Below are 23,624 nucleotides of genomic sequence, written 5' to 3' on the forward strand. Positions count from 1 at the left end.
AAATTTTGTAATTCTTCATCCCGAAAAGAAACAAATTTTGAGCCCGCGTTCCCCACTGGCCCCGTATTAATGACAAACCTTGGTTGACTGACACCCATTTTTCTCCCGCAGATTAACGCAGAAAATTTTGAGACAAATTCCGCGGAAATCTGTGTGATCAGCGGGAAACAATTTGTTATATATTATCGCAAGAGCGAACCAAAACGTAACCCAATTTCGACACACTAAGTAATTTTTAATTTGAAGGATTTCTTACCGTCGCGCAGCTATTTCTTTTGCGATTTCGTTAGAGTTAGCTCCCAATGAAAGAAGCGACTTAACAATTAAATCAAGGGAAACTGACGGGTCACTTTTTTCAATTTTTGCAACACGGGACTGGCTTGACTTAATCCGTTTTGCAAACTCTGACTGCGTAAGTTTTTGCTTTATTCTTAACGCCTGCAGTTTTCTGCTCAGCCGAAGTTTTAGCTCGATGAATTCCGTCTCCTCTGGAGTGAGCGCTAAAAAATCTTCTGCATCACCGAACTTCCATCCTCTTTTTTCTAATTTTCTTTTCTTCAATTCATTCATGGTCGTAATCCTTAATTCGCTTTTTACATGTTTCAATTATTCTTTGGGGAGTTTGCTGAGTTTTCTTTTCAAACACTTCAAGTATAATAATGGCATCATCATCAATCCGGTAAACTATCCTCCAGTTTTTTGTCTTGTCATTGATTCGCAATTCATGGCAATTTGCTCCGATAGCTGGCATTGGTTTGGAAACAGGCATGGAAAGTTTTTCACCCTGTTGCAGCCGCCGTAATAAGCTGCCCGCTTGCATTCTCGCATTTGATGAAAATGGCGGAGTTTTCACCTCGCCGTGAAGCCAGGCCAGCGGTTTATTCTTTTAATAAACGCTCACAACATATGTCAAATATGACATATTACCAAATCAGTTTTCATTCTCCTTTAAAACATTAGCGGGAATTTTTTTCCCGCAGATTTAGCTGACTGATGCAGATATGGGGTAATAGAGGGCCCTTTCCCCCGCAGATTTCGCAGATGAACGCAGAAAATTTTGAGACAAATTCCGCGGAAATCTGCGTGATTAGCGGGAAACAATTTGCTGAACCGTCTCATGAGTTTATCGCGAGCAGGACCTCAGGGTCCCCATTGTCACTACTGTCCCAAGGATGATTGCAAACCTTGGTTGACTGACACCCTTTTTTTCTCCCGCAGATTTCGCAGATGAACGCAGAAAATATTGAGACAAATTCCGCGGAAATCTGTGTGCCCTGCGTTAAACCTTTTTCCTGGCGATTTATATCTGCTCTTTCTCGTTTTCCAGCTAAAAATTCATTAAATTTCCGCCTGCAGAACGGCGTGTTTTTTCCTTCACAATCAGGTTTTCTGACCCCCGGGTATGGGCGAAATTGTTTTTTGGACTATCATCAGAGCGGCTATAATCATACCCTTGGTATGGCTGGCAAAGGACTATCTTGACTATTCAGTCTGGTGGATGGCCGGTATGCTCACGCTCTACGGCGTTATTATTCACCCGGCTATTCTTCATTACAATAACTTCAGAGCCAGAAACATTGATGTGATTGAAGGAACCCTGTGCACCTCCTGCAAGCACTTTGACAAAGGCTCCGTGCTTTGCCTGAAACATGACGAGCATCCTGCCAAGGATTATCTCCCCTGCGAAGGCATTGACTGGGAACCGAAACAATCAGATTTGGAAGATGAACATTTTCAGTAAATTAAAAAAAGTATATAAGCGGGATGAAGGACGCGTTATCTGGCGCATCCTTTTCAATAATCACAACCTGATGCTCATTGAAGAACGGGATCCTCAGAAAAAAGAGGTGTTTTTTACCGTCGCGGATATGAGCACCTGTAAGAACGTAACAGAGAATCTTCAGCAGGGGGAGCTGTTCTGGACAGGTGTGGAGTGTTTCATTGAAGAGTATATACTTTTTCACGGATTTGCCAAGCCCGATATGCCTTTCCACAAAGGAATGCGGCTTTATTCCGTCAGGGAGAAACAGATTCTCTGGGAGCATGATGACCTGGTATTTTCGTTTCTTGAAGGGAATACCGTATGGGCATATAAGCCGGGTTTTGAAAAGAAAGAATATATACGCGTTGATCTTGCTACGGGCGCTGCTGCTCCTTCCCCCGAACCGGTGCCGGCCGATATCGCGATGCGTAAAGCAGAATTCCGTGAAGTAACCACCCGCGGCATAACGGCTCCGGAACCTGAGCGCAATGAGCCGGGCGGAGGGGACATGGTTTATCCTGAAACCGCCGAAAATGATCTTTATACCTTCCGCTCCGGATACCGGGGAGAAACAGACGGGATGTATAATCAGTATCTGCAGATGATCAGGAAATCTGACGGAAAACTTTTGGAAGAAATGCTGATTAATGAGGATACGCCGCTGATCATTCCCGACAGCTGGTTCCTGCGCAACAATGCTTTGTACGTAATAAAAGACAAACGGATACTTTCCGTATATACTATGTAAAACAAAAGAAGGAGTCCTTTATGCTGAGTAAATCAGAACAGGGAGTACTGCTTTTCGGAGCCAGGGAAGCGCTGAGAACGCTGTTCGATCATGAGTACCCTTATCCTTCAGTTCAATATAAAAACTATCCCGCGCTGATGAATCATAACGGCGCGTTTGTTACTCTCTATCTTGACAATCATCTCCGCGGATGCATCGGTTATGTTGAGTCAGATGCTCCCATTTTTGAAACTGTATGTGAAGCAGCTATCCTTGCCGCAACGGAAGACCCGCGTTTTGCACCTCTGACAGCCGAAGAGCTTCCTCAGGTACTCATTGAAGTATCAGTTCTGAGCGTCCCCAAAAGAATCAAAGATTATGTGGAGATTGAAATCGGCAAGCACGGTCTCATCGTGGATGAAGCCGGGCACAGAGGGCTTTTGCTCCCGCAGGTTGCAGTTGAACATAAAATGAAGCTGGATCAGTTTCTCACTGCTTTGTGTCAGAAAGCAGGATTGCCGGGAAACTACTGGACACGGCGGATGATGCACATGATGACTTTTGAGGCGGATGTTTTTGGTGAAGTTAAACACAGGAATCTGACCGGTGAACGACGTTAGAACCTCTGCCGTAGCGGGGATGTTTTATCCCTCTGACCCGTTTAAGCTCCGTTCAATGGTAAGGAAGCTTATGGAAAGCGCCGCGCAGGTCCACAGTGAGGATCATATGTATGGTATTGCGGTTCCGCATGCAGGTTATATGTATTCCGGCTATACTGCCGCCTGCTCGTTTGCATCGGTGATGGAGAGGAATTATAAGCATATCATCATTCTTTCTCCTTCCCATTATGAATTATTCGAAGGATGCTCGGTCTGTGAAGCGGATGTATTTGAAACGCCTCTTGGTCTGATGCCTGTTGACCGTGAACTGGCTGAAGAGCTGATGAAGCATACGGACCGGATATTTTTTTCGAAACGGGGACACGGCCGCGAGCACGGCATTGAAGTGGAGCTGCCGTTTATTCAGTATATATGGGGGGATGTTTCCATTGTCCCCCTGGTGATGGGAAGCCAGGATGACGGGTGTATTTCAGCTCTCGCGGAAGGGCTTCGTGCCGCTGCCTTGAGAAAGGATATTCTGATAATTACAAGTACCGACCTCAGCCACTTCTACAAGAAAAAACAGGCAGACCGGCTTGACGCTGAAGTCGAAAGGGAAATTAATGCAATGAATCCCGGCGAACTGGACATGAAATTTAAAACCGGAACGGCCGAAGCATGCGGGGGCGGGCTTCTTCTCAGTCATATGAAGGCCCTGAAGCATATACCCGGCATTAAGGGAAAAGTGTTATACAGAACGGATTCATCTGAGTCCTCAGGTGATACAGACAGTGTTGTAGGATATTTATCAGCGGTGTTTTATGCGTAAAGATTTCTTTGAAAATGCAGTTCTGGTTGGAACGGGGCGTATTGCCCACTCAATAGCCGCCGCAATGAAAAAGGCGGGAATAACTCCCACTCATATTCTCAGCCGGTCGGAAACAAAAGCGGAGAAGTTTGCCGGAAAATTCGGAATTAAGCATGTACTCACCGCTGACAGCATATTCCCGCAGGGGCTTTCGTTATATATCATTGCAGTGAGTGATGATGCCATAATGCCGGTGAGCGGAGTTCTTGCCGAAAAATTCAGTGATTTTTCATCCACGGTCTTTTCACATCTTTCAGGTTCTTACCCGGCTTCGCAGCTGAGTGCTCTGCATGAGAAAGGCGCCCATACGGCGTCTCTGCATATCATGCAGACCTTTCCCGATACCACACCTGTGCCGGTTCACGGACTGCGGGCCATCATTGAAACGGAAAGTGATTACGCTTACGGCAAACTGAATGAACTGGCGGAACTGCTGAGTCTGATCCGGTACCGTCTGAATGCAGATCAGAAAACCCTGTATCATATTACCGGTATTTTTATATCGAACTTTCTTGTCGGCAATATGCACAGTGCTGAGCGGATATTTGAAAAAACGGGACTCAGCCGTCAGGAGCTATATGACATTTTTACCCCGATACTGATGACCACGGTGAGAAATCTGCTGCAGAAAGGGAGCGTGGAGTCACTCTCAGGACCGCTGGAGAGGGGTGATGTGCAGGTTATTCAGAAGCATATGGAAGTGCTGGGGAAGGAGTTTGAGGGAGAGCCTGATTTACTGCAGAGTTACCTGTCACAGTCAGCAGGGCTTACACGCACGGCAGCTCAGAAGAATCCCGAGAAAAAGGATATATATGTTTTGCTGCGAAAGCTGATTGAGGAGAAATCCTCCGGCAGGGAATAAACCGGGCAGCTAAGGAAATTCTGCTCGTAGTAAAATACGGCTTAGGGTTTCCCGCAGATTTCGCAGATTGACGCAGAATGAGTATTGTGGTCTGGAGGAAATTTAGTCATCAGGAGAGAGAAAAAGATTTTCCCGCAGATTACGCAGATTCACGCAGAATGGGTATTGTGGTCTGGAGGAAATTTAGTCATCAGGAGTGAGAAAGAGCTTTTCCCGCAGATTTACACGGAATATATATTCCGAGCTTTAAATACCCGTCAGGGATGAATTTGTAACAGAAACCCAAAGACAAACACCCGAAATCCGGTCAGAGGTGACACAAATGCACCCGCAAGCACATCTCTGCTTTTTGCTGATATATATTATTTAAAAGAGCAACAGACCGGCCGGAGAATTATCAATTCTCCATTATCAGCTATCAATTAAATCAGGTGTACCAGCAGGCCGTCGCGGAGCTTTGGTTCAAACCAGGTTGATTTCGGAGGCATAATTTCTCCCGCATCGGAGATAGCCATCAGGTCATCCACCGTTACAGGATAAAGAGAAAATGCCGCCGCAAATTTTCCGCTGTCAACAAGTTTTTCCAATTCTTCCGTTCCGCGGATTCCTCCTACAAAATCAATTCTCTTGCTGGTGCGCGGATCTTCAATGCCAAGAATGGGGGAAAGAACAGTATTCTGCAGAATGCTCACATCCAGTTTTTCGCCGATAGAGCTTGCCAGACTAAGACTTGCTTTTACATTATCCCGCGGAGAAAGTGCATACCATTTACCGCCAAGGTAAAGGCAGTATCTTCCCTTCTGATCAGGGGTGCTTACATGATTCTGTTCAATGGTGAAATTTTCAAAAATCTCTTTAAGGAATATATCTGGTTCATGTCCGTTCAGGTCTGTTACCACCCGGTTATAAGGCATAATATGAAGCTGAGCGGCAGGAAACAGCACAGCAATAAAAAAGTTATATTTTTCTTTGCCGGTGTGTGCCGGATTTTTGCTTCTCATCTCTGCGCGGGTACGTGATGCACTCGCGGCACGGTGATGGCCGTCTGCAATATACAGGTAATCAACGCCGCCGATTGCTTCAACCACTTCGGATGTCAGTTCAGCCGGGATAATCCAGACTTTATGCTGAACGCCGTCGGGTGCGGTAAAATCATATACCGGTTTTAATTCGGAGGTAACCTTCGCCGTAATCTGATCAACCCGCTTTGCGCCCCGATAAGTCAGGAAAACCGGTCCGGTCTGTGCGCCGGTGGTGATAATATGGCGGGTACGGTCATCTTCCTTTTCTTTCCGGGTTTTTTCATGCTTTTTGATGACATCGTTATCGTAGTCATCAACAGAAAACGTAGCCGCTATACCGGTTTGTGTTCTTCCGTTCATGGTAAGGGAATATATATAGAGGGCATCACGCTCTTCAGTAAGCATGGCATCCGCGCTAATGGTTTCAAGATTTTTCTTGGCGCGCGCATAAATCTCTTCACCATAAGGGTTTATGCCGTTTCCGAATTCAATTTCCGACCGGGTAACTCTCAGGAGCGTAAAAGGATTATCACCCGCCAACGCGCGTGCTTCCTCAGTATTAACCACATCATAAGGAACACTTGCCACCAGATGTGCATATTCCTGTTTTGGTCTGAGCGCTTTAAAGGGTTTTACGACTGCCATGAGTAACTCCGGAAAATTTTAAACGTTAATTTATAAGTTACAAAAAGAGGAAAAGATGGCATCCCGATTTTTGCCCCTAACAGAAAATTACTCACGGAATATGGCAAAAATCACTTTTCAGGCAGGCAGGGTTTTAGTAAGTTTGACCGTTCATTTACGACAAGATTATGGCAAAACAGACAGTTAAAAAAACAACACCGGTAAAAAAAAGGGGAAACCGTCATTGGAAGGCAGCCGGGGCCGTATTGCTCCTGATTATTCTGGGTATTTTCTTTCTGAAAGATGTTTTTATTCAGCCGGGTAAAAAGGAAGTGGAAACAACATATTACCGATTCAAAAAAGAGGGGGAACTTATCCTGGCGGACAGTCTGGGCAACAAAAAAGCTGCTATTGATATCGAAATAGCTGATACGGAATATGAGCAGGCACTCGGGCTGATGTACCGCACATCCATGGAGCAGAACCAGGGAATGCTTTTCGTTTTTCCTGCCGAGGAAATACGTTCATTCTGGATGATGAATACGCTCATTTCACTTGATATGATTTTTCTGGACAATAACGGCAAAATTGTAACCATTCACCGGAACACCAAAACGGAATCGGAACAGTCCTACCGGTCAACTAAACCGGCTAAATATGTGCTGGAGGTTATAGCGGGCTTCTGTGATATTTACGGAATCACGGAAGGGGACAGAATGAGCTACAAATAGAAATACGAAGTCTGAATTCTGAAGTATGAATACCTAATCAGGTTCTTCTGATGGTAATCATACTGATATCATCTTCAAAGCGGTCGCCGGTATAGTCTTTGAGCTTTGTACTGAGATATTCCATCGGATCAAAGCCGGAGGGCATATCACTCAGCAGTTTAAGAAAATCATCAGTACCGAGCGCTGCGCCATCAGCATTGCGGGATTCAATAAGTCCGTCGGTTATCAGAATAGCCGAATCACCTCTGTTCATCTGAATAACTGCATCCTCAAATAAACCTTCTGATGAAAATCCCAGCAGCATTCCGCGGGAGTTAACCAGTTTCGCGTTACCTTCAGACGCACTTTTTGAAATCATAGGCAGATCACCGGCTCCCGCATACGTGAGGATGTGTTCTTTGTTATCTATAAGCACAACGGAGAGGGTAACAAACACTTCGGAGATTTTTGAATCCTGATATACAGACTGATTTACCTTTTCAAGAATTTTGCTCGGGCTGAATTTATGTGAGTCCTGCAGTGCTCCGCGGATAGCGCTCCGGACATATCCTGCATAAGCTATCGCGAAATACCAGGCGCCCCATTTCTTGCCCATAACATCACCAAGGATAACAGCTATGTTATGTTCATCAAGATTGAAGTAATCAATAAAATCACCGCCGGGCACACCCTTAAACGGCAAATGCCAGTGTTTTATATCATAGCCGGAGAACAGGGGAAAGCTGTCCGGCACCACTTTAACCCGGAGATTATCAGCAGCCTTGTGAAGTTCGGAAACAACTTTCTGACGTTCTTTGCCGAGACTCTTAATAATTGCAGAAACCTTAGCCACCACAACGCGCGGTCCTGCGGTTTTAAGAACATAATCAGCAATGCCGAGATCATAGCCGTCAAGTATATCTTCCTCACCACCTTTGGAAGTAAGAAAGATAAAGGGAATTGATTTCAGATCGGGTTCATTAAGCAGCATCCTTCTGAACTCAAAGCCGTCTATATCGGGCATCATGATGTCGGATATAATAATATCGGGTGTTACGTCTTTTGCGATTTTAAGACCGGCGGTGGGGCCGTTTGCTATATAGCACTCAAAACCGGCCTTCTTCAGATTATACTGAAAAAGTTTTGCGAGTGAGGCATCGTCATCCACAAGTAGAATTTTTGCCTGATCTTCACGGATGGTGTCCTCAACGGGTTTCCGGGCTCCGTACTCCCTGTATATATCAGCCCTGCGCAGCAGCGCCTGCATTTTGATGATGAGGTCCTGAACATCAAAGGGTTTGGTGATATAATCATCACCCCCCACTTCAAGCGCCTGTTCTTTGTCTTCAAAACTGCTTTTGGCGGTTACAAAAATAAAGGGAAGGACGCGGTACCGGTCATTTTCACGGACCTTTTTACAGAAGGTAAAGCCGTCCATTTCATCCATGCCGACATCGCAGAGCACCAGGTCAATCCGTTCCTTTTCAAGAAACTCGAATCCCTGACCCGCGCCGTCTGCCTCAAACGCGGTAAACCCGCGTTTCCGCAGATGAAAACCGAGCAGTTTTCTTACCGTGAGGTCGTCATCAATCAGGAGAATGTTTTTATTAGCCGCTGCCTGCATGGTATATATCCGGTTACCTGGACATCCGGACGCCAAAACTGTGAAGCGCGTCACGGCGGTGCGGATGAGCTTCAAAGACGCGGTACATGCGGGTCAGTTCAAACATGGAGTGAACCGCGGGCTGAAACCCGACCAGTTTCATATCACCGCCAAGGGAGATAATTTTCTTTAGTGAGACCACAAGAGCCCCCAGGAACGTGGAATCAATAAATTCACATTCACCCAGATCAACGATCAGTTTACGGGTTCCCCCCTCAATTTCCGCGGTAAGAAGGCGTTTAAACTCTTCCGCTTCCTTCAGGGTTGCACGTGTGAGTTCCACTATCATGAGGACGACATCGCCGTATTGCTCACGCTTGAAATCCATATATATTATTCCTTTTTATTTACTATTCGTATTCGCCGGAATTAATTCCGTATTTATCCATCAGCCGGTAGATAGTTGCTCTGCCGAGCTGGAGTTTGGTTGCAGCCTCAAAGATATTGCCCCGTGTAATGCGGAGCGCGTTTCTTATGGCTTCTTCTTTTATTTTTTCAAATGGCACAATAATATCATCGCCGAAAAGAGAGGCGGAGCCGTCCGGTTTTCTGGTTTCGGCCGCGGTGCGCAGATGCACCGGAAAATCATCCACATCCACCATATCCGACTCGGCCAGGATGAGGGAGCGTTCAATGGTATTTTCCATTTCACGCACATTGCCCGGCCAGTCATATTCATACATCAGCTTGAGTGCTTTTTTGGTAAATCCGCGCATGGATTTGCCGAGTTTCCGGTTAAAGGTGTTCAGAAACGCTTCGGCAAGCACCAGGATATCACCCCGTCTCTGGCGGAGCGGCGGTATATATATCGGGAATGAGTTCAGCCGGTAGAAAAGATCTTCGCGGAACTCCTTCATTTCAACCGCTTTTTTCAGGTCGCGGTTTGTGGCCGAGATAATGCGCACATCGGTGGAGATCAGCTCATTGCCGCCGACCCGTTCAAACTCCCGCTGCTGAATAACACGCAGCAGCTTTGCCTGCAGCGTCATTTCCATTTCCCCGATTTCATCAAGGAAGATGGTGCCGCCGTTTGCAATTTCAAACTTGCCGAGCTTTTTCTGGTGTGCTCCGGTAAATGAACCCTTTTCATGCCCGAAGAGTTCGCTCTCAAGAAGCTCGCGCGGAATGGATGCGCAGTTTACCACCACGAAAGGCTTGTCTTTTCTCGCACCGTTAAAGTGAATGGCGCGCGAAATCAGCTCCTTTCCTGTTCCGCTTTCGCCGTATATAAGCACGGTGATATCATTATTCAGGACTTTTGAAACAAGACGGAACACATCCTGCATCTTGCCGTCTGCAGAGATGATATTGTCAAAACTGTATTTGGCAGTAACCGTTTCTTTTAAGGAGTGCAGTTCCTTAAGCAGTTCATAATTGCGGATTGCATTCTTGATGCTCGGCTCAAGGCGCTGCGCGTCAATGGGTTTGGGGAAATAATCATAAGCGCCTGAGCGTACCGCTTCAAGGGCTACTTCGATGCTTCCCTGCGCTGAAAGAATAATCACCGGCAGATGTTCATCAGACTGTTTAATCTTCTTCAGGACTTCAATACCATTAAGGCCCGGAAGCATGATATCAAGCAGAATAAGATCAGGCCGGTCACTCAGCCGAGGTAAAACTTTTTCACCATTTTCAAAAATTTCCGCGTCATAGCCCCATTTATCCTTTACCCAGTAAAGAATCAGTTTGGCAATTGATGCTTCGTCTTCAACGATAAATACTTTTGGCAACTATTCAGTCCTCTGCTTAATGATGGGTAGTTTAACCACAAAGGTAGTTCCTTTGTTTTCCTCACTGCGCACAGTTATCATTCCTTTATGAAGGTCAATGATTTGCTTGGAAAGCGCAAGACCCAGACCGGTTCCCGGTATCTGAGCTCCGGGCCGGCTGACCCGGTAAAATTTCTGAAAGATAAACGGAAGATCATTTTTGGGAATACCAATTCCGGTATCGGTAACAATTATTTCTATTTCACGGTAGAATGTTTTTATAAAAAGCGTCATCCTGCCCCCTGCATCGGTAAACTTAAGAGCATTGGAAAGCAGATTGTCGGCAACACGGAGGAAATTTTCCTTGTCAGCGTAAAGCAGCACCTCATTTCCGGGCAGTTCATGCTTAAAGGTGACTCCCTTTTCAGCCGATTGCTTTATATACGCTTCAAGCAGGGGAGCTACTGCCTCTTCCAGTTTAAAGTATTCTTTGTTAAGCGTTACCGTTCCCTCTTCAATGCGTGATATATCAAGCACATTGTTAATCAGGCGGGAGAGCCGCTTTGCTTCATTCAGAATAATGCTGTTAAACTCATCCCTCATCTCCGGAGCCATGGAGGGGTCGGAATGAATAGTTTCCGCGAAGCCGATAATTGAGGCAAGCGGTGTCCGCAGCTCGTGAGATATATTGGAAAGAAAATCATTCTTCAGCCGGTTCAGTTCTTCAAGCACGGAAATCTTCTGCCGGGCGCGGTCGCGCTCAATGGAGATGATCCGGTTGGCTTCGATGAGTTTGCTGTTAAGATCGCGCATCTTATCCTGATCTTTGGAACGGGCTGTAATGTTCCTCCCGATACCCAGAACACCTTCAGGCACGGATGAGGTTGAGGGAACACGGGCGTTTATTTCGAAAATGATATTTTTGCCGTATTTACTCAGGAAGGATGATTCGAAGGTAACAATCTGGCCGGATTTTACAATTTCGCTGAACGAACGGGCAACATCCGCCTTCTTATCATCGGTTACAAACTCCAGAAAATGCCTGCCGGTTATTTCTTCCGGTATATATTCCATCGCAAGCGCGCCGTTCTGATTGATCAGGATGAAGTTTCCTTTACCGTCAAGAATAAAAATCAGGTCTTCAGCGGTCTCAAAAAGCTTTCTGAAGCGCTCTTCGGAGACTTTTATTTCGGCAGACCGGGTATGTTCGGCGGTGATATCCTGCAGGAGGTGGTGCGCGCGGAGAACGTCCGCCTCTTTTTGCATCATGATCTGATGCCTGATAAAGCGGCTCCCCCCTTCGCGGGTTAACCGGTAGAGGGCTTCACCTTTTCCTGATGTCCTTGCCTGGTTTAATGCGGCACGTAATCGTTTAAAATCAGCCGGAGAAAGCGCCCGAAGCATCCGGAAAAGGGATGACTTATCCGACCCCCCGTTAAAGCGGGGTGGAAGACCGGAACAGAAGGAAATCCTCTGACTCCCTCCCGAAACCTCAACAGAGAAGAATAGGAATCCCTCTCCGGCAGGATTTACCGCCAGTGGGCCTATTTCCTCTGCTGAAAGCAGGTCTGATTTCTGAATTGCTGTTTTGGCCACCCTTTATGCCGTGGTATGGTTTTCTCAAAATAAAACACTAAAATAATCAAAAAAAGGCAAATGAATTATGAGGTATCAATTGTGAAGTATGAATTATGAGGTATGAATTCCTTTTTCCTGGCAGGGACGTGTTTTTTACCGCAAAGCCCGCAGAGTTTTGACCCGGCCGATGGGACGCGGATTTTACTGATGCTTCGCAGCGCGGATTTCAAAAGATTAGAATTTTAACTCAAAGGGAGCAAAGGTAATCGCGAAGTACCGCTGAGTTAAAAACTCGATTGTCCTCAGAGTTTAAATTTTCCAAAAGGCAGGTTACTTATTGTAATCAGAATCTCCTGAAGCATGAAGTAATTCATAATTCATACTTCATAATTCGTACTTCTAAAGGAATACTTCCTGTACCAGGTTAATCAGGCTGGCTTGTGTATATGGTTTGGCAAGATAATGTGAGAACCCGCGTGAAAGGAATTCATCGCGGTCTTCATCGGAAGCATAGGCGGTTATGGCAATCATCGGAATGTTTTTATATCCCGGCATGCGGCGCAGGATTTCCATCAGGCCGGTGCCGTCAAGCCCGTAGCGCAGATTGATATCTATCAGGAATCCGTCAAATGATCCGTCAATTACCAGGTTCATGGCAGAATCAGCATCGGGGACAATTTCGAGTTCAAAAAGTTTTCCCAGACTCCGGTTGATGAACCACTGGGAGTTTTCATCATCCTCAACCACAAGAAGTCGCTTCTTCGGAGTATCAGCAGGCCTGACTATTTCCGGCTGTTTTTGTTCTGCCTCCGGTCCGGCTGCTGCCGGGGTCACTGCTGCGTCAGATAACGGAAGAGTAAAAATAAAATCTGATCCTTTCTTGGGTTCGCTTTCAACCCGTATATCACCGCCCAGGATTTCTGTATATTTTTTTGTTATGGAAAGGCCGAGTCCCGTTCCCTCGAAGTTACGGCTGAGCCCTTCGCTCACCTGCCTGAACTCTCTCCAGATAAGATCTGTTTTATCCGCCGGTATTCCGATGCCGGTATCAGAAACCTTAATCACAAGTGAAGGGGGTGATGCTGTCTTATCAACCGATGTATATACAGCAACGCTGCCGGAGAGTGTATATTTAACCGCGTTGCTGATAAGATTAATAAGAATCTCAGAAAAAATCTTTCCGTCGGTTTTTATAAAAAACGGGCGGGAGAATGACTGCAGCCGGTAGGCAAGCCCCTTTGCATGAGCGGGCTGTTCAAACAGTTTGAAGGCATCGGTGATGATTTTTTCCGCGTCAACCTGTTCTTCATTCTTTTTGGGTGGTTCAAATTCAAGTTTGGTCAGAGCAAGAATTTTCTGCAATGTATCCATCATCCGCTGTGATGAACGGACGATGCCGTTCACCAGATCGAGCAGTTCCGGATCGGTGACCTCCTGCGCAAGAATTTCCGAGAAGCCGAGAATGCCCACGAACGGTGTGCGCAGCTCATGGCTCATATTGGCGAAGAAGAATGATTTTACTTTGTTCATCTCCTCGGCTTTTTCTTTTGCGAGGAGAAGATCCTCAAGGATTTTCTTCTGTTCGGTTATATCTTCATTAATGGAAACAAAGTGGGTGATTTTTCCTTCCGTGTTTACGATAGGGCTGATAAAGGCGGAAACCCAGAAAAGCTCACCGTTTTTCTTTTTATTAAGAAACTCTCCGCTCCAGTTTTTACCATTAAGGATTGTTGACCAGAGTTCTTTGTATTCCTCCGGAGATTTCTGGCCGGAATTAAGGATTTTTGGATTTTTACCTACCACCTCTTCGAGTGTATATCCGGTAACTTCGCAGTATTCTTTATTGACATATTCAATCACTCCGTTAACATCAGTTATAATAACTGAAACGGGGCTCTGTTCAACTGCAAGTGAGAGCTTAACGAGCCGTTCTTCAGCCCGTTTACGGTCCGTAATATCAAGGCCCATGCACTGGATTTCACTTGGATTCCCCTTCGCATCAACCAGGCAGATGAATTCCCAGAGTGTGGTCTTTAAGGTGCCGTCCTCAAGGGGTTTATCAAGCTCAACTTTATATACTTTGCCGGGGTTCTCAAGACATCGGGAGACCACTTCGGTTGTTCGGGCGTGATGGTGGGGGGCGATTGATTCGAGAGAGTTTATTTCTCCGATGCTCCGGCCCACGGATATATATCCGAAATCCTCGATGAACTTATCGTTCACATAGGTATAGATTCCATCAAGATCGGTGCGGACCACATAGTTGGTCTGTGAGTGGATGATGGCACGGAGCTGTTCTTCGCGGCTGCGGACTGCTTCTTCTGCAAGTTTGCGTTCGGTGATATCAGCGGCAATACCGGTGGTTCTGATCAGGGTGCCGGATTTATCAAAAATGGGGAATGAGCGGTCCAGTATCCAGCGCACTGAGCCGTCCGGTCTGATGACGCGGTATTCAATTTCTGTTCTCTGCCCTGCCGCCTGCTTTTTCAGGGAGTCGGTCATGACCGGCCTGTCTGCTTCGGCAAGGGAACTTATATATAAACTGTTATCCTTCAGCAAATCGGCAATGCTTCTGCCCCAGATCGGCTCAAATGCATTGCTCACATAGACGATTCTTTGTTCACGGCAGTCAAACATCCAGAATACTTCTTCGATGTTTTCAGCCATCTGTCTGAACCGGGTGCTTGTTTCCTCCAGTGCAAGTTCAGTCATTTTGCGCTGAGTGATATCTCTGAGGAAGCTTTGCGTGGCGATGACGTTATCCCCCTTTTTGCGGGGAAGTGCTGAGCCCTCGAGCAGAACCGTTCCGCCGGATTTTGTCATAAACTCAACTTCCATAAAAGGAATAAATTCCCCTTCGCTTATTCTGAGGAATGCATCCGCGCAGTGTTTCTGGGAGGCAGGAGAGATGATATCAAAAAGATTGAGGTTTTTTACTTCGTCTTGTGTGTAGCCGAGGGTTTTTCTCCATGACTCATTTACATAGGTGAACCTGCCCTCAGGGTCAACGCTCTGTATCAGGTCATGAGTTCTTTCAAGAAGTGCGAAATACCGTTCTTCGCTTTCGCGCAAATCCTGCTCTGCTTTTTTCCGCTCGGTTACATCGCGTACTGCGGCAAGCGCGCTTACTCCCTGTGATCCGTGAAAATAACTGAGACTTATCTCGACCGGGAATTCAGTTCCGTTCTTGTGGAGTCCAAAAAGCTCAACTCCCTTTCCCATTTCTCTGACCCGGAGAGCTTCAAAAAAACTGCCGCGCATCTGTATATGTTTTTTGCGGTATCTCTGAGGAATAAGGGTTTCAATAGGTTTTCCCTCCAGTTCATGGTGACTGTAGCCGAAAAGTTCTTCGGTCTTTGAGTTAACTAACTGGATATTTCCCTCATGGTTCACGGTGATGAGTCCATCAGGAGCAGACTCCCAAAGTCCTTTGAACTTTTCCTCGCTCCGGCGAAGCTGATCTTCCGCGTTCTTCTGGCTGGTAATATCTATGAAGGTCGCATATACCTGGTAAGGTTTCTTTTCTCCATCGCGGAACTGTGGAACTGCATCTATGAGAATCCATTTTTGGCGATTCTCAGCGGGATGAAAAACACCCATGACCACTTGTGAGACTGGTTTGCCGCTTTTAAGAGCAGCCATAGCCGGATGCTCTTCTCCGGGGAAGGGGCTGCCGTCTTCTCTTACAGCTCTCCAGCGGGGATCAATGCTTTTCCGTCCGGTCATCTGGTCCAGTGTGAGTCCCAGAATTCTTTCAGCCGCGGGGTTTGCTGCAATAATGGTACCATCAGCAGACTGATAGACTGCTCCGATGGGCATGGTCATAAAAAGTTCTGAGTGATTTATTTCACTCTTATTCACAAAGCGGTGTTCCTGTTATGAAAGAAAGAATAAAAATAAAGGCGGACACAACACCCTTTTTTGTATAAGAAAAATTTTTGCCCGCAAAATAATAAAATTGTTTAATATTCGTCAGTTTACTTATCATCTTCAACATATTTTCCATACAAAATTATTTTTCTGAGGTGAACGCTGAATAAACAGGGCAAACAGAACGATAAACAATACTTTGCAGGCGGTTATGATTAATCTGAAGAAGTCATGGCATTTTTCAGAACATCCCACCAGCGGTAATTGATAACATGCACCAGATCAAATATCATCAGACCATCGGTGCGTTTCATGCACATTTTAACCGCTTTGCTGAACTGTTCGGGGTAATCTTTATACTGCTCAACATAAAGGCCTCCAATGACAGGAACCGCACCGCCGACAACCTCCATGGCAATGTTGGCTGAACCCTCAACGGAATACCAGTAATCCCTGGTTGTTCCCATTGCGGCTTCATTCCGCTGAGTAATGCGGGCATTGTTGCTTTCAACTTCCTGCATGGTTACTTCAAAGAAGTAGCAGCCGGTGGTATATATGTCAAGCAGAGGAGCGTAACCGTAATTTTTATATCCGGATGTGGCCCAGTCAAACTGAAGCGAAGGATCATAATCCGGAGAGGCCCAGTTGGCGCCCACTTCATAATACAGCGGATACCACGCTCCTGTGTAGGTCCCGAAAAGAATATCCGGATTAATCTTCTTTACCTCCTCACGGGATTCCTTAAAGAATGACCAGATAACCGACGCGCGCCACTCAAGCCATTCTTTGTAAAATCTGCCCGGCACTCTCGCGCTTTTGCCGGTGCTGTCTTTCTGATAGCTGTATATATCCTCAGGGAACTGCTGCAGCTTTTTACCCAGATGCTGTTCGAAAGCAATACGGGAGGCATCACTGAAATCAGCTTCTATGCCGTCGTAGCGAACACGGTCAAGCAGGATGCCGTCAAGACTCGGATAGCGGGCTACAACTTCACGGATAACTGCGAGCTCGTGGCCGCGCACTTCATCCAGAAGAGGATTGGTCATGGCGGAATACTTGTGCTTCAGCCTGGATATAGGCACCAGGCCGGAGTCGGTGTAATTCACGGACTGCCAGTGATCTTTTCCGGTATATACGGGACCCCGGTCAAAAAAGTTATGCCCTGCCACAAAGATGTTCAGAGAAGCGTGCACTTTCAGCCCCGCTTTATGCCCTTCCTCCAGAGCAAGCGCCAGCAGGTCATATTCCGGTTTTCTTCTGAAGCCCTGCCATTCCGTCATCTGGGGCGCAACTGCTGACTGATAAAGCACCTCTCCGGTTATCGGTTTTATATCTATCACAACATCCGTAAAGCCAAGCTCTTTACAGAGTTTAAGGTAATATATAACAGAATCGGGATTGCTCATCCGCTCAAAATTGGCGGTAGCATCTATCCACATGATATTGCCTTTTTGTGCATGGAGGGGGAGGGTTGCGATGAACAATAAAAAACAGAGAGTAAGCGTTTTCATGGTGCCTGATAATATTTTAAGTACAAAAATAGGAAAGAATTATGAGGTATGATTATGAAGTTTGAATTATGAAGTATGAATTATGAATTAGATTGATGATGCGCTTGAGCGGGACACTCACCCGAAAGGGGAGAAACAGTCAGGGCTCACAACATCTGCACAACACTGCGCTCTCGTTCTGCTCTGCGAAGCGTAAGGGCATTGTTTTTCAGATGAACTTCCGCGGAAGTTTACGTAAAGGAGGGAAGTGTTTTTACTAACTCCAAATTACTAACAGTTAATTATTTCCCTGTACATTGTTCATTGTACATTGTAAATTGATGTTGTTGTTGTATGATTATATCAAAGGAAACGAATGGAAAGAGCAGCTCTCTTAAATGATTACCGGAACGGCTATAAAAAGATAACAGAGGCAATGAAGGCAATCCCGTTTGAATTGTGGGATTATAAACCTTCACCTGAAAAATGGAGCGTGAGGGAAATCCTGATTCATCTGGCTGACAGTGAAGCAAACGGATACGTCCGCTGCCGTAAGATACTTTCTGAACCGGGGTCTGAGCTAATGGTATTTGATCAGGATAAATGGGCAGGGGCACTGCAGTATTCGGGTCAGGATATTGATATGGCAATGATTCTTTTTAAGACCCTGCGCGAAGCCAATTTCAGAATGCTTGCTTCCCTTACTGAGGAGGAATGGGGGAGATCTGCGTTTCATCCGGAAAGAGGTAAAATGACTATGGATGACTGGCTTCTGAGCTACACTTCTCATGTGGATAAACATATTGGCCAGATGCTCCGCAATGCAGAGTCGGCTGGAAAATAAAATAAGGAAAAGGGGGAGAAGTACTTACCCTTTTCCCCGTTTGTTTAATCCATCAGCAGCGATGCTGTTTTATTTTTTGGAAGGACCAGTTCACCCGACTCAATCCTTTCGGAAATGCTCAGCCCGAGTTTTTTAAGGAAAGTTGAAAATAATTCCTGTTCTTTTTCATCAAGAACAGCCAGAACCGAAGCCATGGACTGGCTGTAGCCGTCCAGAACTTTCTCATACAGTTTCAGTCCTTTTTCGGTGATCTCAACGGTAATAGAACGCCGGTCTTCACGGTTGTGAACCCGGCGGATATTCCCGTTTTTTTCAAGATTATCAAGGATAAGAGTCATATTACCCCCGCTGACCATCATTTTGCTGCAGAGTACGCCAATTTTTGATGAGCCTCGTGAGGCCAGATAATCAAGAACACCGAACTGAGACTCCGATAACTTAAATTCCCTTAATGAAGTCCCGGAAACGGTTAATACCGATACATAACATCGGTGCAGTTTCAGCCAAATCCGCAGGGCAGCATCCTTGCGGGAAACCTTTGCCATGAGGTTCCTTTCTCTTAGTTTTGTGAACGAGCTTTAGGTAATTAAACGGAAAAACAGCATATACCCCCCTTTGTCGGTTGACTTTAGGGGAAAAGTGAAGTAAATTTTCCTGAATAGAAAATAATAATAAATTTCAAAATAAAAATAATTTTTTAAGAAACGAAAACCATTCTCCGGTTTAGCCTTCTGCTGAAATCGTTTATCAGGGCATAAATTAATTGAGAGTGGTAAAAGAGTATGATTGCAATAATTAATTATGGTAAGGATAATCTGGAAGGAATTACCGCGGGACTGTCGGAACTGAATCAGGAGTTTTGCGTTTCCTCCAGTGAAAGTGAAATCTGCCATGCTGATAAAATTATCTTTCCCGGAAGTGATGAACTAAAAAAGGTCATCAAAAATATTCACCTGATGAATCTTTTTTCGATGATGAGAATGATAAAAAAGCCAGTGCTGGCAATAGACTCCGGTATGCAGCTTTTGTGCGAATATTTCAAAGCGGAAAATCTTACCTGCCTGGGTTTATACCCTGCTGATGTGTACCGTTTTGAGGAGGCGGGGGCTGAAGTACCGTTCAAGGGAATGCATGAGGTTGAGTTTGTAAAGGAAGGAGTGCTCGGCAGAGGACTGCGGAAGAAAGAAGAGTTTGTTTTTCAGAACAGTCTCTTTATTCCCGAAATGGAAGAAACAACCGCAATCTCACGGAACGGAAAAGTGTTTTCATCGGTGATTGAAAAGGATCACTTTTACGGAGTGCAGTTTCATCCGGAGCAGTCAGGTGAAGCGGGGCTTCAGATATTGCGCAATTTTACCGGACTGTGATATATTGATCGCCGTTCAGAGACCGGCAAAAAGATCCTGAACCGGCGGGTTATAGTTCTCCTGAAAAAATTCAAAACTCATTTCCCTGGTGAGAATTTCTCTCACGCCGGAAGCATTAATAGTTTCGGTAAAAGTTTTGTAGCAGTCCAGCGCCTTGTGCAGCGCCTGATGGTCCTCTTCTCCGACCGTTACCACACAGTCAATTTCATCAGGTGTTGAGCAGTTAAGCCGGAAATGTTTGCCAAGCGCTGCCTGTGCTTCATTGAGGGCGATGAATGCAAGGCGGCGCGCCCCGGTTCCTTTGCTTCGCATTCTGCAGAAAACACTTTTCACCGCTGCGTGAGTAATCAGGTGATCATGAAAACCGCTGATGCCGTGTACGGGGTAGGTAACCAGAACATCGGGCTGAATTTTTAGTATATGCTCTTCTATCACCGCCTCAATATCAGCGGGATCCATTTCTTTCAGTCCGGAGTCAGGCAGGTCAAGGATGGTCATGCCGGTAAGCCGGAGCACTTTTTCAACGTCCTGCATTTCAGCCACGCGGACTTTACCCATCGCTTCAATGCTCAGATTATATTTATGACGCTGCCGTGTGGCCCCGCCCTCGGTAAGGGTAAGCAGATAGACTTCATGCCCCTGCGACTGCTGCATGTGCATAACACTTGCCGGTCCGAATGACTCGTCGTCAGGATGCGGGTATATATATAGAATCTTCATGATTTTCTCCTGAAAAGATATTTTAATCCGAAGAACAGCAGCGCTCCTCCGCCAATATATCCAAGAAGCTGCAGGCCGAATTTAAGCATACCGGAACCCGGTTCAAAGTCCCCCTGCGGAAGGGTTTTTCCTTCCTCCACAGCCGTTTTGAGTACTGCCAGACTTTCGGCTATGGCAAAATATTCACCAGAACGGGGCAGGGTTGTTTTTATGTCAAACCCCGCTTCCGAAGGTGTATAGCGGATCAGAAGATTGTCTTTACTGTCCGGATTAAGATTCTCAAATCTTCTCTGCAGGATATTTTTTCCGTTCCAGGCGAATTCCTCTGCCGGGATGATGCCTTGAATGTCATCACCGGTGAGGCCGTCCATCAGATAAAGGGTAACCGTGCCTTTGCCGATAGTGCCTCCCCAGGTGCTGCCGGTCTCCAGTATATATGAAAAAAGGTTTGCTTTTTCTCTATTGTAGCCCTCTCTGATTCCGCCAAAGCTGTTATCAGTAAGATAATAAACGGTAATGACCGATTCCCCAGGAGGGAAAAGGCTTTCCCACACATACCAGTTTCCCTGATCGCTGTAAATACCGTGATACACTGAGTCCGCGGATGCCGTCTCCGGCGGGATGTCTGCGGCATATTTGTTTATATATTCTTCCAGCTTCAGAACTTCGGCGGCGGAGCCGTTTACCGATACCGTGAGCGCGTAAAGATCTTCAAAAATAATCTGGCGGGAAAGACTGTTTTTTGCATATCCGGAAACCGGGAATCCGGTTCTGAGCATAATGGTATCAGGAGTTGTGTTCTTCATGATATATACGCCGCGGACAACGGCAAAATCCTTGTAAAGAGCTATGGTTATGTCTTCTTCCTGCATCAGGACACTGCCACGGTGGACAGCATCTTCTTTGAAGAAGTGAACGAACGTGCGTCCGGTACCGGTATTCCAGAAACCGGGCATGGCGATATTCGCGAATGAAAGCGAAGCAAGAACAAGGAACCAGAGAAGACTTTTCATGATCACTATCTCAGGGGAATGGTTACTGAAAAAAATGGTCTGGATGCAGACCCCGGGACTATTTCTTTTTTCTGCAGCCGGTCAAGTTCTTCCGCGGCAAATTTGCCGATGTAATATCCGATGACCGCACCGAAAACCGTATCTGAAAGCCAATGCACATCATGATACATCCGTGCCATGGCTGTCAGAACTGCAGCAGTATATGCCGCGGCTGTTATACCGGCTGAACGGTATTCCTGTTCCAGCACAGCGGCAATGGCAAAAGTGAAGGTGGTGTGGCCGGAGGGAAAGGAAGTCTGCTCAAAGCTGAAACTGAACGGGTTAAAATCAGTGTTTCCTTTATCCCTGAAGGGGCGGCTTCGCCCTGCGGATGTTTTAATAATAACATTATAACAAATGGAAAGAAACGAGGCAGTCATCAGTTTTAAGCCTACACTCTGTGAGGCCTGGTCTTTAGCTGAAAGCCCGTAGGTGTAAATTCCTGCAAGGGGAATCATTGTGTAATGATTGCCGTAGAATTCATCAAATGAAAAGAACTTATCCAAAAACGGGGATTTTGAATTTTTCCAGAACTCTCTGACGGTTTCATCAGCGAAAGAGGCGCCTCCTGCAGCGAGCAGTGAAAGAAGAGTAATCTCCAGTGCTTCTTTATCCGGGCTGAATGTCCGGTCAAAAAGCTCCGAAGCAGTTTTCCCCGCATTTTTTACATCATCAGAAAACTGCGGAGGTTGCTGTGCATGGAGGTTAAATTCCGCTGCCTGCAGAAGAAAAACCAATAAGAGAATGAGAGCTGATTTAATAATGAGTTACCTCACGTGGCGCCGTATGCATTACAATAACGGCAGATTCGCAAATTGCTGAACGGCTTATCATTTTATTGCCTGCATCTGCAGCTCCACCGGAGTTGCGGAGAAATTTTGGCATGCATTGCAAATTGCACACTGTGATATGAAGCAGGGTATAAAATATTTTGACCTTGTCAAAGTTTTGAATTGAAGATTGATATTGCTAATATAATCACACCAGAAAACAAATATTATAAAAAAGAGAATGAACACAGAATTCTCCGGCAAAAGTCTCTCCCAAAAGCTCGGGCTTAAAGAGGGGCTTGACATCTCCGTAGTGAATGCACCCAACCGCTTTTTTGATTATCTGTCAGACTTTCCAGAACCACTCTCCCCTGATGCCCGGCTCGAAAAGCTGAACGACATGATCATTTATTTCACGGAAAACAAAAAGTCACTGAAACAAACGTTCCCCGGACTTAAAGACTCCATCAAAAGAGATGGCATGATCTGGGTCGCATGGCAGAAAAAAGCTGCCGAAATAAAAAGCGATGTTGATGAGAATGTAATCCGCGATACCGGTATTGACAACAAAATGGTGGATATAAAGGTTATTTCCATTGATGAACAATGGTCCGGACTTAAGTTTGTCATCCCGAAAAACCTTAGATAATTATGAATTATGAGTTATGAAGTATGAATTGCCGGGGAATTCATAGCTTTTTGCTCTGAGAAGCTATTTCTCCCGGTTGTAAAAAGGGCTTAAAAAGCTCTTCCTTGGTGATTTTCCTTACATCACCCGGCTGAAGTCCTTCGACCGTCACACCAAGAATCCTGAAGCGGATAAGCCGCAGGGTGGGGTGCCCTGTTGCGGCGGTCATTTTACGGACCTGCCGGTTTCTTCCTTCGGTAAGGGTCAGACTGATCCAGCAAGTGGGTACGGTTTTCCGTTCTCTGACCGGGGGATTTCGTTTCCAGAGAAACGGGGGCTCCTCAATCAGTTTCACTTTTGCAGGTTTTGTCAACTGCTTTTCAATTACTACTCCATGTTTCAGGGGTTCTAATTCTTCAATAGTCGCCGCTCCCTCAATCTGCACATAATACTCCCGCTCGTGATTGTTCTTCGGGTTGAGGAGAAAATCAGTCAGTTTTTTATCATCAGTCAGAAGCAGCAGCCCCTCGCTGTCAAGATCAAGGCGGCCGACAGGATAAACTCCGCGGGGGAATTTATAGAGTTCCTTCAGTACAGGGCGGCCCTCTTTATCATGAAACTGGGTCAGATAGCCGTAGGGCTTATTTATAAGATAATAGGAAAACATGGCTGCAATCTAACCATTCGGAGCGGAGAATTTCAAACCGGGATAAGAAGAGTCCGCATGCGAGTGATGATATAAGTCTGAAAGTGTGTAAT

23 protein-coding genes are annotated in these 23,624 nt (G+C 45.9%); 9 read left to right on the forward strand and 14 right to left on the reverse strand.

Translation table 11 applies throughout. The features are described 5' to 3' along the window. Window positions 1–252: 252 nt before the first annotated feature. Window positions 253–570: a helix-turn-helix transcriptional regulator gene (locus HRU80_04085; protein ID QOJ28097.1), complete on the reverse strand. Its 318-nt coding sequence runs from the start codon at window positions 568–570 to the stop codon at window positions 253–255. Further along, on the reverse strand, window positions 563–820 hold the full coding sequence (locus HRU80_04090) for a type II toxin-antitoxin system RelE/ParE family toxin (GenBank protein ID QOJ30446.1): 258 nt from the start codon (window positions 818–820) through the stop codon (window positions 563–565). The genes HRU80_04085 and HRU80_04090 overlap by 8 nt, the downstream gene beginning before the upstream one ends. Before the next feature lie 582 nt (window positions 821–1,402). On the opposite strand from HRU80_04090, the gene HRU80_04095 reads away from it, so the two are divergent. Genes HRU80_04095 through HRU80_04115 form a run of 5 tightly spaced genes read left to right on the forward strand, consistent with a single transcriptional unit; the run spans window position 1,403 to window position 4,818 of the window. Continuing rightward, on the forward strand, window positions 1,403–1,741 hold the full coding sequence (locus HRU80_04095; GenBank protein ID QOJ28098.1) for a hypothetical protein: 339 nt from the start codon (window positions 1,403–1,405) through the stop codon (window positions 1,739–1,741). Further along, window positions 1,725–2,510, forward strand: coding sequence for a DUF4905 domain-containing protein (locus tag HRU80_04100; GenBank protein ID QOJ28099.1), 786 nt, complete (start codon window positions 1,725–1,727; stop codon window positions 2,508–2,510). The genes HRU80_04095 and HRU80_04100 overlap by 17 nt, the downstream gene beginning before the upstream one ends. A gap of 20 nt (window positions 2,511–2,530) precedes the next feature. Beyond that, window positions 2,531–3,109, forward strand: coding sequence for an AmmeMemoRadiSam system protein A (gene amrA / locus HRU80_04105; GenBank protein QOJ28100.1), 579 nt, complete (start codon window positions 2,531–2,533; stop codon window positions 3,107–3,109). After that, window positions 3,096–3,917, forward strand: a complete 822-nt coding sequence (gene amrB, locus HRU80_04110; GenBank protein QOJ28101.1) for an AmmeMemoRadiSam system protein B — start codon at window positions 3,096–3,098, stop codon at window positions 3,915–3,917. Before amrA ends, amrB begins: the two co-directional genes overlap by 14 nt. Beyond that, window positions 3,910–4,818, forward strand: a complete 909-nt coding sequence (locus HRU80_04115) for a DUF2520 domain-containing protein (GenBank protein QOJ28102.1) — start codon at window positions 3,910–3,912, stop codon at window positions 4,816–4,818. Before amrB ends, HRU80_04115 begins: the two co-directional genes overlap by 8 nt. Window positions 4,819–5,240: 422 nt before the next feature. On the opposite strand, the gene HRU80_04120 is transcribed toward HRU80_04115, so the two are convergent. Beyond that, the gene (locus tag HRU80_04120; protein ID QOJ28103.1) at window positions 5,241–6,485 is read right to left on the reverse strand and encodes a DUF1015 domain-containing protein; all 1,245 of its coding nucleotides are present in this window, start codon (window positions 6,483–6,485) and stop codon (window positions 5,241–5,243) included. A gap of 167 nt (window positions 6,486–6,652) precedes the next feature. On the opposite strand from HRU80_04120, the gene HRU80_04125 reads away from it, so the two are divergent. Continuing rightward, window positions 6,653–7,195, forward strand: coding sequence for a DUF192 domain-containing protein (locus HRU80_04125; protein ID QOJ28104.1), 543 nt, complete (start codon window positions 6,653–6,655; stop codon window positions 7,193–7,195). A 37-nt stretch (window positions 7,196–7,232) separates the two neighbouring features. Here the strand turns inward: HRU80_04125 and HRU80_04130 are convergent, their stop codons facing one another. The 6 genes from HRU80_04130 to HRU80_04155 form a co-directional block, all read right to left on the reverse strand. Beyond that, window positions 7,233–8,798 carry a response regulator gene (locus tag HRU80_04130; GenBank protein QOJ28105.1) on the reverse strand — a complete coding sequence of 522 codons (1,566 nt, stop codon included), beginning with the start codon at window positions 8,796–8,798 and terminating at the stop codon, window positions 7,233–7,235. A gap of 13 nt (window positions 8,799–8,811) precedes the next feature. Continuing rightward, window positions 8,812–9,165, reverse strand: coding sequence for an STAS domain-containing protein (locus tag HRU80_04135; protein ID QOJ28106.1), 354 nt, complete (start codon window positions 9,163–9,165; stop codon window positions 8,812–8,814). A 22-nt stretch (window positions 9,166–9,187) separates the two neighbouring features. After that, the gene (locus HRU80_04140; protein QOJ28107.1) at window positions 9,188–10,567 is read right to left on the reverse strand and encodes a sigma-54-dependent Fis family transcriptional regulator; all 1,380 of its coding nucleotides are present in this window, start codon (window positions 10,565–10,567) and stop codon (window positions 9,188–9,190) included. Beyond that, window positions 10,568–12,142, reverse strand: coding sequence for a PAS domain S-box protein (locus HRU80_04145; protein ID QOJ28108.1), 1,575 nt, complete (start codon window positions 12,140–12,142; stop codon window positions 10,568–10,570). 381 nt (window positions 12,143–12,523) lie between these two features. After that, entirely contained in the window at window positions 12,524–15,985 is a 3,462-nt protein-coding gene (locus tag HRU80_04150; GenBank protein QOJ28109.1) for a PAS domain S-box protein, read from the reverse strand. Window positions 15,986–16,209: 224 nt separating this feature from the next. Next, the gene (locus HRU80_04155; protein QOJ30447.1) at window positions 16,210–17,433 is read right to left on the reverse strand and encodes a family 10 glycosylhydrolase; all 1,224 of its coding nucleotides are present in this window, start codon (window positions 17,431–17,433) and stop codon (window positions 16,210–16,212) included. A gap of 427 nt (window positions 17,434–17,860) precedes the next feature. Here HRU80_04155 and HRU80_04160 point away from each other — a divergent pair, with 427 nt between their 5' ends. Then, a complete protein-coding gene (locus tag HRU80_04160; protein ID QOJ28110.1) occupies window positions 17,861–18,328 on the forward strand; it encodes a DinB family protein in 468 nt (155 codons plus the stop codon). A 44-nt stretch (window positions 18,329–18,372) separates the two neighbouring features. Here the strand turns inward: HRU80_04160 and HRU80_04165 are convergent, their stop codons facing one another. Next, window positions 18,373–18,873, reverse strand: a complete 501-nt coding sequence (locus HRU80_04165) for a MarR family transcriptional regulator (GenBank protein ID QOJ28111.1) — start codon at window positions 18,871–18,873, stop codon at window positions 18,373–18,375. A 237-nt stretch (window positions 18,874–19,110) separates the two neighbouring features. On the opposite strand from HRU80_04165, the gene hisH reads away from it, so the two are divergent. Then, on the forward strand, window positions 19,111–19,695 hold the full coding sequence (hisH, locus tag HRU80_04170) for an imidazole glycerol phosphate synthase subunit HisH (GenBank protein QOJ28112.1): 585 nt from the start codon (window positions 19,111–19,113) through the stop codon (window positions 19,693–19,695). Window positions 19,696–19,710: 15 nt separating this feature from the next. Here the strand turns inward: hisH and HRU80_04175 are convergent, their stop codons facing one another. From HRU80_04175 to HRU80_04185, 3 genes are read right to left on the reverse strand one after another with little or no spacing between them, the layout of a single operon-like run. Continuing rightward, a complete protein-coding gene (locus HRU80_04175) occupies window positions 19,711–20,415 on the reverse strand; it encodes a PIG-L family deacetylase (GenBank protein ID QOJ28113.1) in 705 nt (234 codons plus the stop codon). Beyond that, window positions 20,412–21,428, reverse strand: coding sequence for a hypothetical protein (locus HRU80_04180; protein ID QOJ28114.1), 1,017 nt, complete (start codon window positions 21,426–21,428; stop codon window positions 20,412–20,414). Before HRU80_04180 ends, HRU80_04175 begins: the two co-directional genes overlap by 4 nt. Before the next feature lie 5 nt (window positions 21,429–21,433). Next, window positions 21,434–22,204 (reverse strand): phosphatase PAP2 family protein, encoded by a 771-nt coding sequence (locus HRU80_04185; protein ID QOJ28115.1) that lies wholly within the window; start codon window positions 22,202–22,204, stop codon window positions 21,434–21,436. A 274-nt stretch (window positions 22,205–22,478) separates the two neighbouring features. On the opposite strand from HRU80_04185, the gene HRU80_04190 reads away from it, so the two are divergent. Continuing rightward, entirely contained in the window at window positions 22,479–22,886 is a 408-nt protein-coding gene (locus tag HRU80_04190; protein QOJ28116.1) for a DUF3052 domain-containing protein, read from the forward strand. 40 nt (window positions 22,887–22,926) lie between these two features. On the opposite strand, the gene HRU80_04195 is transcribed toward HRU80_04190, so the two are convergent. Then, window positions 22,927–23,532 carry a pseudouridine synthase gene (locus HRU80_04195; GenBank protein QOJ28117.1) on the reverse strand — a complete coding sequence of 202 codons (606 nt, stop codon included), beginning with the start codon at window positions 23,530–23,532 and terminating at the stop codon, window positions 22,927–22,929. Window positions 23,533–23,624 lie beyond the last annotated feature (92 nt).

It is taken from the genome of Ignavibacteriales bacterium (assembly GCA_015709675.1).
Taxonomy (GTDB): domain Bacteria; phylum Bacteroidota; class Ignavibacteria; order Ignavibacteriales; family Ignavibacteriaceae; genus H2-BAC3.

Bases quoted from the DNA above. Each gene is read 5' to 3' on its own strand.
- HRU80_04180 (QOJ28114.1), bottom strand. From the start codon at position 21,428: ATGAAAAGTCTTCTCTGGTTCCTTGTTCTTGCTTCGCTTTCATTCGCG.
- HRU80_04135 (QOJ28106.1), bottom strand. From the start codon at position 9,165: ATGGATTTCAAGCGTGAGCAATACGGCGATGTCGTCCTCATGATAGTG.
- HRU80_04165 (QOJ28111.1), bottom strand. From the start codon at position 18,873: ATGGCAAAGGTTTCCCGCAAGGATGCTGCCCTGCGGATTTGGCTGAAA.
- HRU80_04125 (QOJ28104.1), top strand. From the start codon at position 6,653: ATGGCAAAACAGACAGTTAAAAAAACAACACCGGTAAAAAAAAGGGGA.
- HRU80_04195 (QOJ28117.1), bottom strand. From the start codon at position 23,532: ATGTTTTCCTATTATCTTATAAATAAGCCCTACGGCTATCTGACCCAG.
- HRU80_04155 (QOJ30447.1), bottom strand. From the start codon at position 17,433: ATGTGGATAGATGCTACCGCCAATTTTGAGCGGATGAGCAATCCCGAT.
- HRU80_04100 (QOJ28099.1), top strand. From the start codon at position 1,725: ATGAACATTTTCAGTAAATTAAAAAAAGTATATAAGCGGGATGAAGGA.
- HRU80_04090 (QOJ30446.1), bottom strand. From the start codon at position 820: ATGCAAGCGGGCAGCTTATTACGGCGGCTGCAACAGGGTGAAAAACTT.
- HRU80_04190 (QOJ28116.1), top strand. From the start codon at position 22,479: ATGAACACAGAATTCTCCGGCAAAAGTCTCTCCCAAAAGCTCGGGCTT.
- HRU80_04175 (QOJ28113.1), bottom strand. From the start codon at position 20,415: ATGAAGATTCTATATATATACCCGCATCCTGACGACGAGTCATTCGGA.
- HRU80_04120 (QOJ28103.1), bottom strand. From the start codon at position 6,485: ATGGCAGTCGTAAAACCCTTTAAAGCGCTCAGACCAAAACAGGAATAT.
- HRU80_04130 (QOJ28105.1), bottom strand. From the start codon at position 8,798: ATGCAGGCAGCGGCTAATAAAAACATTCTCCTGATTGATGACGACCTC.
- amrA (QOJ28100.1), top strand. From the start codon at position 2,531: ATGCTGAGTAAATCAGAACAGGGAGTACTGCTTTTCGGAGCCAGGGAA.
- HRU80_04095 (QOJ28098.1), top strand. From the start codon at position 1,403: ATGGGCGAAATTGTTTTTTGGACTATCATCAGAGCGGCTATAATCATA.
- HRU80_04160 (QOJ28110.1), top strand. From the start codon at position 17,861: ATGGAAAGAGCAGCTCTCTTAAATGATTACCGGAACGGCTATAAAAAG.
- hisH (QOJ28112.1), top strand. From the start codon at position 19,111: ATGATTGCAATAATTAATTATGGTAAGGATAATCTGGAAGGAATTACC.
- HRU80_04115 (QOJ28102.1), top strand. From the start codon at position 3,910: ATGCGTAAAGATTTCTTTGAAAATGCAGTTCTGGTTGGAACGGGGCGT.
- HRU80_04085 (QOJ28097.1), bottom strand. From the start codon at position 570: ATGAATGAATTGAAGAAAAGAAAATTAGAAAAAAGAGGATGGAAGTTC.